General features: G+C 45.2%; 12 protein-coding genes. All 12 read right to left on the minus strand.

Translation table 11 applies throughout. The annotated features are described in order from the left end of the window. Nucleotides 1-314 precede the first annotated feature (314 nt). A complete protein-coding gene (locus tag WS40_RS05335; RefSeq protein WP_046440783.1) occupies nt 315-1196 on the minus strand; it encodes a peptidylprolyl isomerase in 882 nt (293 codons plus the stop codon). Between the two features lie 11 nt (nt 1197-1207). After that, complete coding sequence (gene cysS / locus WS40_RS05340; protein ID WP_046440785.1) at nt 1208-2623, minus strand: cysteine--tRNA ligase; 1416 nt, start codon at nt 2621-2623, stop codon at nt 1208-1210. Nucleotides 2624-2648: 25 nt separating this feature from the next. After that, nucleotides 2649-3371 carry a serine O-acetyltransferase gene (cysE, locus tag WS40_RS05345; RefSeq protein WP_412246190.1) on the minus strand — a complete coding sequence of 241 codons (723 nt, stop codon included), beginning with the start codon at nt 3369-3371 and terminating at the stop codon, nt 2649-2651. Between the two features lie 244 nt (nt 3372-3615). Further along, nucleotides 3616-4194: a CDP-diacylglycerol--glycerol-3-phosphate 3-phosphatidyltransferase gene (pgsA, locus tag WS40_RS05350; protein ID WP_046440787.1), complete on the minus strand. Its 579-nt coding sequence runs from the start codon at nt 4192-4194 to the stop codon at nt 3616-3618. Nucleotides 4195-4210: 16 nt separating this feature from the next. Next, nucleotides 4211-5539, minus strand: a complete 1329-nt coding sequence (rimO, locus tag WS40_RS05355; RefSeq protein ID WP_046440789.1) for a 30S ribosomal protein S12 methylthiotransferase RimO — start codon at nt 5537-5539, stop codon at nt 4211-4213. A gap of 309 nt (nt 5540-5848) precedes the next feature. Then, complete coding sequence (locus tag WS40_RS05365) at nt 5849-6697, minus strand: hypothetical protein (protein WP_046440793.1); 849 nt, start codon at nt 6695-6697, stop codon at nt 5849-5851. 11 nt (nt 6698-6708) lie between these two features. Next, nucleotides 6709-7329: a regulatory protein RecX gene (locus WS40_RS05370; RefSeq protein WP_046440795.1), complete on the minus strand. Its 621-nt coding sequence runs from the start codon at nt 7327-7329 to the stop codon at nt 6709-6711. A 3-nt stretch (nt 7330-7332) separates the two neighbouring features. Beyond that, nucleotides 7333-8583 carry a recombinase RecA gene (gene recA / locus WS40_RS05375; protein WP_046440798.1) on the minus strand — a complete coding sequence of 417 codons (1251 nt, stop codon included), beginning with the start codon at nt 8581-8583 and terminating at the stop codon, nt 7333-7335. 114 nt (nt 8584-8697) lie between these two features. Beyond that, nucleotides 8698-9519, minus strand: coding sequence for a peptide chain release factor N(5)-glutamine methyltransferase (gene prmC, locus WS40_RS05380; protein WP_046440799.1), 822 nt, complete (start codon nt 9517-9519; stop codon nt 8698-8700). After that, on the minus strand, nt 9513-10475 hold the full coding sequence (locus WS40_RS05385; RefSeq protein WP_046440801.1) for a DUF1385 domain-containing protein: 963 nt from the start codon (nt 10473-10475) through the stop codon (nt 9513-9515). The genes prmC and WS40_RS05385 overlap by 7 nt, the downstream gene beginning before the upstream one ends. A 29-nt stretch (nt 10476-10504) precedes the next feature. Next, nucleotides 10505-12010 (minus strand): HAMP domain-containing sensor histidine kinase, encoded by a 1506-nt coding sequence (locus tag WS40_RS05390; protein WP_046440803.1) that lies wholly within the window; start codon nt 12008-12010, stop codon nt 10505-10507. 34 nt (nt 12011-12044) lie between these two features. Beyond that, nucleotides 12045-12749 carry a response regulator transcription factor gene (locus tag WS40_RS05395; protein WP_022287063.1) on the minus strand — a complete coding sequence of 235 codons (705 nt, stop codon included), beginning with the start codon at nt 12747-12749 and terminating at the stop codon, nt 12045-12047. Between the last annotated feature and the right edge of the window lie 7 nt (nt 12750-12756).

Consider the following 12756-nt stretch of genomic DNA (forward strand, 5'->3'; position numbering starts at 1 on the left):
TTTTAAGTTTACCACAATAAGCTCATAAAGTCAAGAACTGTGGCTCGGCTAACGTTATTAATGTAATTTACAATATAAGCCGTCATGTCTAATATAATAGCATTTGTGTTTCATATTCTTATATCAAGTATAAAATCTTCTGATTTTAAGCCTTAATTCATACGAAAGCAATGTTAAAATCTTTATGTTCTAAAGAGTAGTATAGCAGAGCTTAATACAAATTTATAGTGAAATAAACAAATAAATAATGAATTTTCAGTGAATATAAAAAGCGAACAGGCATCCACCCGTTCGCTTTAATTGATATGATTAATTTACATCTCCGAGCTTGTGTCTGCACTGTCGACCGCACTCTCAGAAACCTCAGAACTATCCGCACTGCCTGCAAAAGCATTGCTGTTTTTATTCTCTCCGTAGGTAGACATATACACCTTTGTGAATTGTATGTCCTCCCTAGGCTTCAGCGTCTCAGAGTCAGCCACATCAGTACCGCATATCTCGTCATAAATATCCAAGCCATCATATACCTGACCGAAAACAGTATACTGCTGAGAGAAATTCAGCACACCGCCATATTTCTCAAAAGCATCGGTGATATCCTCAGGGATATTGTTGCTATCTGCAAGCTTGCTGTCAAGCTCCGCCTGCTCCTCATCGGTAAGGTCATAGTTATCAACAAAAAGAAGATAGCTGTTTGAAACCTTCTTCTTGCTGAACAAGTGACCTTGCTCCTGCGTGTATGCACAAAGCGCACCTTTTAAAGGCCACAGGTTTTTTGAATACTCCGCCTCGATAGTGGTGGTGTCAGTGTCAGAAGTTGTCTGACCGTCAGCCTGCTTTGTTCCGCCTATAAAATACACACCGTCCTGCACCATGCTCACATAAGTGCCGTCATAATAGCCCTTTTCCACAAGTCCAGTGAAAAACTTGCAATAGTTCGGTGCTTCATCAGGGAAAAGCACAGCCTTGAAAGTTCCCTTGTTTGTTTCAAATACCACCACAGGGCTGTCATCGGCAGGTTCGTCCATCTGTATCACCTTTGCATCAGTATAGTCTATATCGTTCTTGCTGCTGCCAGTGCAGGCGTAAAAGAGAACAAAGATTATAACAAAGCAAATTGCTATAAGTGAAAACTGAAAATACGTCTGAAACTGTTTTCTGCGGTATGGACCCAGATCCTGTTTATTTTTGCTCATTTAACGCTCCTTTACTTTTTCTTTATCTTTGTTCCCTGTCTTGTTTCCTCAACGATATAGCCAAGCTCGCCTATCTTATCTCTCAGCTCGTCAGCCTTAGCAAAGTCCTTTGCCTTTCTTGCAGCCTTACGCTCCTCAACAAGCACCTTGACCTCCTCAGGGATATCCTCTTCACCGTCAGCACTGAGCTTCTTTGCAGCTTCTATCAGACCAAGTGAAAGCACCTTGTCAAAATCCTCGATAAGGGCAAGCTTTGTTTCATTGTTAGTGTCAGCTTTAAGAACGTCATACAGAACAGTGATAGCATTTGAAGTGTTTATATCGTCATCAAGCGCCGCCTTGAAGCTACCCTTGAACTTCTCAAAATCAGCAAGCTCCACCACCTCGTCAGGCTTCTTGTCAGCCATAAGCTGTGCTATCCTTGCAGTGAGCTTGTTGTATGCTGTCTTTGCATTGTCAAGGTTTTCGTATGTGAAAACAAGTGACTTTCTGTAGTGTGACTGCAAGCAGAAAAATCTGTATACCAGTGGGTCATAGCCCTTTGACTCCAGCAGTGAAACAGTAAGGAACTCGCCCTTTGACTTTGACATCTTTCCGCTGTTTGTGTTAAGGTGCAGGATATGGAACCAGTAGTTGCACCACTTGTGACCAAGATAAGCCTCAGACTGTGCTATCTCGTTTGTGTGGTGTGGGAAAGCGTTGTCGATACCGCCGCAGTGAATGTCAAGTCTTTCGCCAAGATGTTTCATTGAGATACATGAACACTCGATATGCCAGCCAGGGTAGCCCACACCCCAAGGGGAATCCCACTTAAGCTCCTGATCGTCGAACTTAGACTTTGTGAACCACAGTACAAAGTCAGCCTTGTTGCGCTTGTTTGTGTCCTCCTCAACGCCCTCACGAACGCCGACCTCAAGATCTTCCTCATTAAAGTTGTGGAAAACATAATACTCCTTCAGCTTTGAAGTATCAAAATAGATGTTTCCACCTGCCTCATAAGCATAGCCCTTGTCCATAAGAGCAGATATCACCTTGATAAAATCACTAATACAGCCCGTTGCAGGCTCAACAACGTCAGGTCTTTTGATATTTAGCTTCTTGCAGTCCTCAAAGAAAGCGTCAGTGTAGAATTTTGCGATCTCCATAACAGTCTTATGCTCACGCTTTGCGCCCTTGAGCATTTTATCATCGCCTGTATCGCCGTCAGAAGTAAGATGACCAACGTCAGTGATGTTCATTACTCTCTTTACGTCATAACCGTCATAGCGGAGATACTTTTCCAAAACGTCCTCCATTATATAGCTTCTCAGATTGCCGATATGGGCATAGTGATAAACTGTAGGACCGCAGGTATACATTGACACCTTGCCCGGCTCGTTTGGTACAAATTTTTCGATCTTGTGAGTAAGCGTGTTATAAATGTTCATTTATCTTTACCTCTTTCCTTATATTTTACTGCTCTTTCTTTCCAATCTTTTCAAGCTCAGCCACTCTCTTTTCCAGCTTAGCTATCTGTATTCTTGTCTGGCAAAGCTCCTGAGCCACAGGATCAGGGATATGCACCTGATCGAGGTCACAGGTGCGCTTGCCGTTCTGCTTAACTATCCTTGCAGGCACGCCCACAGCCGTTGAGTTTGCAGGCACAGGCTCAAGAACTACCGCATTTGCGGCTATCTTTGCATTGTCCCCCACAGTGAATGGTCCAAGCACCTTTGCACCGCACCCTACCATAACATTGTTTCCAAGAGTCGGGTGTCTTTTACCGTGGTCTTTACCTGTTCCGCCAAGGGTACAGCCCTGATACAGCAGGCAGTAATCGCCTATCTCAGCGGTCTCACCTATAACAACACCCGAGCCGTGGTCGATAAGCAGACCCTTGCCTATCTTAGCACCTGGGTGTATCTCGATACCTGTCAACATTCTTGCAAACTGCGAAATACATCTTGCGATGACCTTGTGCTTGTGAACATAGAACCAGTGCGACACCCTGTAAAAAGCCACAGCGTGAAGCCCCGAATATGTGAGGATCTCCAGCGTGCTAGTTGCCGCAGGATCTCTGTCCTTTATAGTCTGAATATCATGCTTTATATTTTCCAAAATCGTCATATCTATCTCTCCCTTTCTAAGAAAAAACCTCCGGAATGGCGTTTCACCACTCCGGAGGCAGATTATGATCTACGGTCCCACTCCGATTTCCTGTACAAAATTTTGTACAGCTTAATATCTTTAACGCAGACCCTACGGAGAGGAATACTAAGCTTTCGCCGTTGTTCGCTCCCTGCTGTCAGCCGCACTTCACTGAAAGTCCTTGAAGCCTTGCACCAAACGGCTCCTCTCTGAAAATTACCTCACAGCTACTCTTGCTGATACGCATTTATATATTAAGTTATCATATGCCGCAACACGTCGGCAGGCCACATTATTTGCCCGAATCTATATACTTCCAGTATCCCTTGAGATAAACTGCGCCAGAAATGACTGTCAGCACAACAGCAATCCATATGAGTATCTCGTTTACGATAAACACAGGTGTTCCCCAGTTAAGGTCAGGGCTGCCTTTTTCCGCAGGCATGACGATCTGCAAAACCATTATAGCGATAAGAGCAACCATGGTGAAAGCAGTTTTCAGCTTGCCCCATATTCCTGCAGCGACCACAACGCCCTCGCTAGCCACAACAAGTCTAAGACCAGTTACCATAAACTCTCTTGCAAGTATCAGTACCACCGCAACAGGGTCTATCCAACGTTCAAATGTGAAGCAGATAAGCGCCGTCATAACAAGAAGCTTGTCTGCAAGTGGGTCAAGAAACTTTCCGAATGTTGTAACAAGATTGTGCTTTCTTGCTATCTTGCCGTCAAACCAGTCTGTGATAGACGCAGCTACGAACACGATAAGCGCAAACACCATGTGATGCGGTATCTTGAAAAGCAGCACGAACAGCAGAAAAAACGGTATCAATATTACTCTAAGCACTGTAAGTTTATTTGGCAGGTTCATATCAAGTTCCTTTCATCTACATTTTTGAGCCGATAAGGTCATAATCCATAGTATCGTCAATTTTTACCTTGACATACTCGCCGACCCTAACTTTATCCTCGCTCAGGAAGAATATCTTTCCGTCTATCTCAGGTGCGTCCGCCTGACTTCTGCCGTAGTAACACTCGGCATATCTGTCAAAGCCCTCGCAAACCACCTCGACTTCGCTGTCGAGAGCAGCCTCATTAAGGCTGTCGGAAATAATCATCTGTTCTTCCATTATTATCTCCGCTCTGCGCTCTCTGTCCTTTAAAGGCACCTGATCTTCAAACTTCTCCGCAGGCGTACCCTCCTCAGGCGAGTAAGCAAAACAGCCAAGCCTTTCAAAGCGAATTTCCTTTACAAACTCACAAAGCTCCTCGAACTGTTCCTCAGTTTCCCCTGGGAAGCCTGTAATAAGAGTTGTTCTCAGCGTAACGTTCGGTATCTTTTCTCTTATCTTCTTTATAAGCGCCGTAAGGGTCTCTCTGTCCCCATGGCGGTTCATTCTTTTAAGTATGGTCTTGTCGCAGTGCTGTATAGGCATATCAAGATACTTTACAAGCTTGTCCTCTTTAGCGATAACGTCCAGCAATTCGTCCGTTATCCTCTCAGGATAGCAATAAAGCGTTCTTATCCACTTGAAGCCGTCTATCTCGCAAAGAGCCGTGAGCAATTCAGGAAGCATAGACTTGCCGTATATATCCTCGCCATAGCGTGTTGTATCCTGCGCCACAACTACAAGCTCCGTAACGCCGTTCTCAGCCAGCCATCTGGCTTCCTTGACGATATCCTCCATGCGTCTGCTTCTGTATTTTCCTCTTATAGACGGGATAGCGCAGTAAGTGCAGTTGTTGCTGCAACCCTCGGCTATCTTTATATACGCATAGAAAGGCTCAGTAGAAATAATTCTTCCGCCCTCCATGGAAAGCTCAGTTTTTGCGCCATAAGAACAGACTGCCTGCTTATCCAGCAGTATCTCTCTTATGATATCGCAAATTTTTCCGTTAGAGCCTATTCCCACAACAGCGTCAAGCTCAGGGATCTCCTTTTTCATTTCGTCACGGTATCTTTCAGCAAGACAGCCCGTAGCTATTACCGCCTTTATCCTGCCCTCCTGCTTGAGAGTACAGAACTCAAGTATAGTGTCTATAGCCTCCTGTTTAGCCGACTCGATAAATCCACAGGTATTTATAATGACCACATCAGAAAGGGCTGCATCAGAAACTATCTGAAAACCCTCTTTGCGCAGATCATAGAGCATATGCTCAGCGTCCACCTGATTTTTAGGACATCCGAGAGAAACCATTCCCACTCTAGTTGCCATGAAAAAATCTCCAATCCTACACCGCCAACGGACGGCATAAAGTATCACAATAATCTATCTTATTATCTCACTTTTGCACAGTTTTGTCAAGCCCTTTTAGTCACTATTGTATGACAAAAATCAAAATATTTATGAAATTTCCACAAAGCCAAAAGCATACAGAAAGTAAGTCCGGCATGATCCCAAAAGAAATCCCCGAAAGCTGCAACTTTCGAGGATTTCTTTTGTATGTCACTGTGAACACAATCAATCTCGTGGTTACCTATATCATACACCACGCCATATATTTTGTCAAGCACTTTTGCGCCGTCAGTTTTTCTTCTCAGGGTAAGTAACAGTTATCTCAGCCCCTGCTTCCTGCGACCAAACAACATAATCAAGCTTTCCTTCATCAATAAAAACAGTGAAATATGTATCCTTAAGCTCATCAGGAAGCTGTTCCTTTATCTTTTCTATGAACTTATCCGTCTCTGTGGAAATGTAGTTCATGTACTCAAACTTGTAGCTCTTGTCTTTTGAAAGCTCCGTGACTGCCTTTTCTGCCGCCTCATATACCGCCTGAGCGTTAGCCTCTGCCTTTTCCGAGTTTTCGTCAGTTATAATTCCGTCTGCGTAAGCCTGCGCCTTAGAGCCTGCAAAGCAAACTTTCCAATCATTGTCCTTGTCAAGCACCATAAGAATATACTGCGATGACGTGACCTCTCCCTCAGAGCTGTCATAAGCTATGGTCACATAAAGCTCCGCCGCCTTTGAATACTCCTCCGAGATGTTCACCTTGTCGATAAAGCCGCACTTATCCTTGTCAAAGCTATATCTTACTCCGCTTATCTGCTCGTCCTCACCGTATTCATTGTCGCCGCCCATGTTCTTTTTCATATATTCATAGTCAGCGGCATAATCGTCTGTCATAAGCTTTACCATTGATTGGTCAAACTCAGCGTTTGCGGCTTTAAGATACATTGCCGCAACGTCCTTTGCCTCTTCAAGCGGGTCAGCGGCTTCTTCGCTTTCCGTATCAGTTCCCTGCGTTGTCACAGCGTTCTCACTGCCCTGAACATTTTCCGCAGGCTGAGAGCTGTCTGTGCCGTCAAAGCTCAGCGAACAGCCTGTCATGACCGCCGCACTCAGTATAGCCACCGCAAAAATGATCTTTTTCATTCTTTGCTCCTTTATTCGTCGCCGTACTCCTGTTTTATATCAGCAAGCACCTCTTTTATTATGTCGTATGAATACCCCAAACGCACAAGGGCATTTTTCACCTTTATGTCACCCTTTTCTCCGTCAAGATATCTGAGATACTTTCGCTCCACAAGCTCATACAGCCGCTCGTATGTACCCTCGCTGTATTCCTCCAGAGCTTCCTCTATTATAGGCTTCGTAAGCCCCTTCTGTCTCATCTGCTGATAAGCACGGTAATATCCGTATTTGCGCACTTCCACATAAGTCCTCGCAAGCCCCTGAGCATACCGCCTGTCATTGACCGTCCCAAGCTCCAGCATCTTATCCATTACAGCGTCGCATATCTCCTCGCTGTAATTCTTTTCAAGCTTCTTGTAAAGCTCCACATAGGAATAGTCCCTGTAATCAAGGAGATACAAAGCCCTTTCCTTAGCCTTTCTGAACTCGTTGTCAAAAACTATCTTCTCCCAAGCAGACTCAGGCATATCAAGCCCTGCTCTCAGACCATGGGCAGACACTATCTCGTAGTTGAGAAAAGCCGTTTCGCCCTCCTCAAACTCTATCATGTATGTGCTGCCCTTGTATTTTGAAACGCCCGTTATTTTAAGCATTTATCAGTCACCAAGCTCGCTTATGTCAACAGGAGCGAACTCCTCGAAGTCCTCCTCAGGCTTTGCCACAACAGACTTGTCGCTTGCCGCCTTGCGTATCTTCTTCTCAGGCTTGTCAGCAGCCATATCTTCATTTGCACTCTGAGCCGCCGCACCTGCGTTAGCCTTTTCTTCAAGCTTCTTGGCCTTTTTATCTTTCTGCGCCGCAAGCACAAGCTCCGCCTGATGTTCCTTTATCTTGGCTTCTATCTCGTCCATGATGTCAGGATTGTTCAGCAGGAACTCCTTAGCGTTGTCACGTCCCTGACCAAGCTTCATATCGTTGTAGCTGAACCAAGCTCCGCCCTTCTTCACCACATCAAGATCGACCGCCATGTCAAGCACCTCGCCCACACGGGAGATACCCTTGCCGTACATGATATCAAACTCGCACTCCTTGAACGGCGGTGCTACCTTGTTCTTTACCACCTTGCACTTTGTTCTGTTACCAATGACCTCAGAGCCGTTCTTTATCTGCTCTCCACGTCTGACCTCTATTCTTACAGAAGCGTAGAACTTCAAAGCACGTCCGCCTGGAGTAGTTTCAGGGTTTCCGTACATAACACCTATCTTCTCACGGACCTGATTGATAAATATAGCCGTTGTATTGGACTTTGCGATAACAGATGTGAGCTTTCTCATAGCCTGAGACATAAGTCTTGCAAGCTGACCAACATGAGTGTCGCCCATTTCGCCGTCTATCTCAGACTTTGTTACCATTGCCGCAACCGAGTCGATAACGATACAGTCGATAGCACCGGAACGAGCCAGAGCCTCGGCTATCTCCAAAGCCTGCTCACCGCTGTCAGGCTGAGAAACAAGCATATTATCAATATCAACGCCCAGCTGACCTGCATAAACAGGGTCAAGAGCATGCTCAACGTCGATAAAAGCTACCTCGCCGCCCATTTTCTGCGTTTCTGCGATAACATGAAGTGCGACCGTTGTCTTACCTGATGACTCAGGTCCGTATATCTCGATAATTCTTCCTCTCGGCACTCCGCCTATGCCAAGCGCCATATCAAGGGTCATTGAGCCTGTCGGTATAGCCTCGATATCCATAGCCTTAGCCTCGCCAAGCTTCATGATCGCACCCTTGCCGAACTGCTTTTCAATATATGCTATCGCTGTGTCAAGAGCCTTTTTCTTTTCCTCTGCGTCTGTTATTTTTACTACCGTCTTAACGGCTTCTTTTTTCTTCTTGTCTATCGCCATTTTATATGACCTCCCTATCTTATCGGTGTTTTATCCGTATCTATATCATATCACACTAACTGTCCGTTTGTCTGTACAGTAACCGCAATTTATCTATCTGTACAAATTTTCGTACTATTTCTCATAAATGCCCGAAACACAGCGGTAAACACCGCACAAGTCTTTCCTGCATCTCACATTCTTAAAGCCGTGCTGTATCATCAGCCGCATTACTTCGTCCTCCTGACCGATACCGATCTCAAAGAGCATAACGCCGCCGCTTTTAAGCTTTTTCTTCCATTTGCGAACTATCTCACGATAGAAGTCCAAGCCGTCCTCACCGCCGAAAAGAGCTTCCGCAGGCTCAAAAGTGACCTCACGCTGTAAAGCGTCCATGTCCTCTGTTGTGAGATAAGGGGGATTGCACACTATAAGGTCAGCCTCAGGCATATCCTCCACAAGCTTTTCGTCTGTAACGTCGCCCATGACTATCTCAGCCCCCGAGCCGTTCAGACTTATATTCTCACGGAGATACTCTGCCGCCTTTTCAGACTTTTCCACACACACTGCCCGACCGCAGTCAAGCTTCCTTTCAAGGGTGATACCAATGCACCCCGAGCCTGAACAAAGGTCTATAACAGTGATATCCTTCTTGTCTGCAAACATCTTCAAAGCCGTGTCAACAATAGTTTCCGTGTCCTGACGTGGTATCAGTACGCCCTCGCCCACCTTGAAAGGCAGACCATAAAACTCCCACTGTCCAAGGAGATACTGCAAAGGATAGCCCTCACAGCGACGTGTGACAATGTCGCTTATACGCTTTTCCTGCTCAGGAGTGATATCCTCCCCCTCAGCCACATCTTCAAACACCCATGTGACCTCGCAAGCAGCGTTCTCACCAAGACCGCTTTCTTCAAGCAGTCCCACACATTTATCAAACAGTTCCTTTTTTACCATTTGTCATCTTCCTTATTTTCAGGTATACAAGCTTTCAGTGCCGCTATAGCACATTCTATCTGACTTTCATCAGGCTCGCTTGTAGTTATCCTCTGTATCCACAGACCCGGTGCAGAGATTATCTTAGTGAAAATATTGTCATATTTTCCCGCAAGCCTTATAAGCTCGTAAGCAATACCCGTAACGATAGGCAGAAGCGCTATCTTTATAACAACTCTCAGCAAAATGCTTGCCCATGATACTCTGAATATTGTGTTTACAAAAATGCTTATGAACAGCACAAGGAAAATAAAGCTCGTTCCACAGCGTGGGTGAAAACGTGTGTATTTCTTCACATTCTCAACCGTCAGCTCTTCTTCATGCTCATAGCAAGCGATAGTCTTGTGTTCAGCACCGTGATATTCATATGTACGCCTGATATCCTTAGTAAGAGCAGTCAAAGCCGTGTAGCCAATGAAAATAGCTATCTTCAAAATACCCTCGATAAGATTCTTTCCAAAAGCCGACAGGTCAATGAACTTGCTTATGAATTTAGACACCAGCGACGGCAGATACATAAACAGCAATATCGCCAGACCCACACCCAGCACCATAGATATCGCCGTGATGATAGGACCGAGCTTGTCCCCCAGCTTATCGTCCAGCCACTGTTCAAACTTGGTCTGCTCCTCCTCATCTTCCTCCGTCATCTGCTTCTCAGCCGACCTTGTAAGGCACTTGTAACCGTCTATAAGAGAAGTAAGGAAGCTGAAAATACCCCTCACAAAAGGCGTTTTCCTGTACCAAGGCGTATCTTTTCCGCCTTTTATCGCCCACTCCTCCAGGTCTATGGTGCCGTCAGGCAGGCGGCAAGCCATAGCCGCCTTGTGGATGCCACGCATCATAACGCCCTCGATAACAGCCTGTCCGCCGATCTTTGACTTGAATTTTTCCTTGCTTTGTGCTTTACTGCTCATTTTCTTTCCTTTCAAGGCGGTGTGTGCGTCTACTGCACGTTGTCGTTGTTTTCGATAGGCTCAGAAGAAATAAGCTCCACGTCTACAGTTGCCTGGTTGTCAGGCTTTTTCTTCTGCTCGATACAAGGGAGCGTTATCATCACTGTTGTACCTACTCCCTGCTCACTGTTTATCTCCAGCGTACCGCCATGCCGCTGAATGATCTCGTCTGCCACCGCAAGACCTATTCCCGAACCACGTCTTGTGTGGTTTGCCTTAAAGAATTTCGTCTTGACCTTTGGCAGGTCATCCTTTGATATTCCCATACCGGTGTCGGAAATGGAAATACATACCTCATTGTCCTCCTCATAAGCCTCCACCGATACAGTGTCGCCCTTGTTGGAGTATTTGATAGCGTTGTCCACAATATTTATGAATACCTGACGAAGCCTGTTCTTGTCGCCGTAAACAAACGGCAGCATTTTCGGCTCGTAGTAATTGAGTGTTATACCAAGCGCCTTGGCTCTCTCCTGATAGATAAGCACAGTTTCCCCAAGCTCCGCAAGAATATCTATTGTATCCATAATAAGCGTGAGTCTGTTGTCCTGTATCCTCGAAAAGTCAAGAAGCTCCTCAACCATTTGCGAAAGCCTCTCCGTCTCACTTGTGATGACCCTCATACCCTTCTTGAAGGTTTCCTTGTCCTCATACATACTGGTAACAGTTTCCGTCCAGCCCCTTATAGCGGTAAGCGGAGTTCTCAGCTCATGGGATACAGAAGATATGAACTCATTCTTCATCTGTTCCGTATTAGAAAGCTCCTGCGCCATGTAGTTGATAGAGTCGCAAAGCTCGCCAAGCTCGTCATTTCGTTTCTTTTCAAGACGTTCGCTGAAATCTCCCGTAGCATACCGCCTTGTTATGCTGTTTATGCTTCTTATAGGCAAAACAATAGATTTGATAAAAAACATTCCCGAGAAAAACATGAGCATTATGACAGCCACAACGATGGCCGTGATTATCATAGACATAATAAAGATCTGATGGTTGATATTTTTCATGGAAGACAACATTCTCAGTGCTTCATATTCGCTTCCCTTCGGAGATATGACCGACGTTATCGCCATGACCTTTTCCCCTGTTGACAGCTCATATATCTGTGTGCCTATTCCCGTGTCGGACTTCTTTGCGTCCTCATAATCGGTCATGTTGTCATTCTCCGAGGGAGAGAAGCCTGATGATGTAACATCGACCTCACCGTCGGTCTTGATAGCCATAAGCTCTATCTTGTCTTTCTCGTCATAGCTTTCCACAAGGGAGCGTATCTGAGAATTATAGTTAGTCTGCTCGTCACCTGAAGCGTTCACTACCGCCGTGGTGACTATCTTCATTTTAGATGTAAGATACTGCCTTGTGGAGCTGTAGTAATAATTTCTCACCACCACGATAAGCAGTATTTCAAGCACCACAAGTATTCCCACGACCACCCCGAGGTTGTTCCTCAGCCAGTGCTGTGTGATACTTAGTCTGCCGCTTTTTCTTTTTTTTCCGCTCAACTGATAAAAACTCCGTTCATCATGTTTTCACAGCTCAGTTAGAGCCGCCTGCCCACTTGTAGCCAAAGCCCCATATAGTAAGGATATACTTAGGATTAGAAGGCTCGTCCTCTATCTTCATTCTTATTCTTCTGATATTCACGTCCACTATCTTATCGTCGCCGTAATAGCTCTCTCCCCATATGTGATTGAGTATACTTGAACGGTCAAGTGCAGTATTCTGATTTTTGAAGAAATACTCCATTATCTGATACTCCACCTGTGTAAGGTCTATCTGCTCACCGTTCTTGAAAACAGTTCTGCTCTTAAGATTAAGGGTAAATGGACCTGAAACTATCTGTGAAGCCTCCTCAGGCTTAGAGCCTGAACGATTTACACGCCTGCAAACAGCGTCAACTCTTGCAATAAGCTCAGAAATAGAGAACGGCTTTGTGATATAATCGTCAGCACCGCTCATAAGGCATGATATCTTATCCATTTCCTGTGATTTTGCCGAAAGCATGATAATGCCGATAGTGTTGCTTTTCTCTCTTATCTTCTTGCACACCTGCATTCCGTCGATGCCGGGCATCATAATATCAAGCAGAGCAACGTCAAAACCGCCGTCCTTTTCGTCATAGGCTTTGAGAGCGTCCTCACCGCAGTTTACGTCAACTACCTCGTAACCGCTTCTTACAAGGTTTATGACCACAAATTCTCTAATTGAATCTTCGTCCTCGCAAACCAAAACTCTTTTCATTACATTT

Origin of the sequence: Ruminococcus sp. N15.MGS-57, assembly GCF_000980385.1 — a bacterium.
GTDB lineage: Bacteria > Bacillota > Clostridia > Oscillospirales > Ruminococcaceae > Hominimerdicola > Hominimerdicola aceti.

Coding starts and splice junctions, on each gene's coding strand:
- WS40_RS05395 (WP_022287063.1), bottom strand. CDS start 12,749: ATGAAAAGAGTTTTGGTTTGCGAGGACGAAGATTCAATTAGAGAATTT.
- cysS (WP_046440785.1), bottom strand. CDS start 2,623: ATGAACATTTATAACACGCTTACTCACAAGATCGAAAAATTTGTACCA.
- WS40_RS05385 (WP_046440801.1), bottom strand. CDS start 10,475: ATGAGCAGTAAAGCACAAAGCAAGGAAAAATTCAAGTCAAAGATCGGC.
- WS40_RS05370 (WP_046440795.1), bottom strand. CDS start 7,329: ATGCTTAAAATAACGGGCGTTTCAAAATACAAGGGCAGCACATACATG.
- pgsA (WP_046440787.1), bottom strand. CDS start 4,194: ATGAACCTGCCAAATAAACTTACAGTGCTTAGAGTAATATTGATACCG.
- rimO (WP_046440789.1), bottom strand. CDS start 5,539: ATGGCAACTAGAGTGGGAATGGTTTCTCTCGGATGTCCTAAAAATCAG.
- WS40_RS05365 (WP_046440793.1), bottom strand. CDS start 6,697: ATGAAAAAGATCATTTTTGCGGTGGCTATACTGAGTGCGGCGGTCATG.
- recA (WP_046440798.1), bottom strand. CDS start 8,583: ATGGCGATAGACAAGAAGAAAAAAGAAGCCGTTAAGACGGTAGTAAAA.
- WS40_RS05335 (WP_046440783.1), bottom strand. CDS start 1,196: ATGAGCAAAAATAAACAGGATCTGGGTCCATACCGCAGAAAACAGTTT.
- prmC (WP_046440799.1), bottom strand. CDS start 9,519: ATGGTAAAAAAGGAACTGTTTGATAAATGTGTGGGACTGCTTGAAGAA.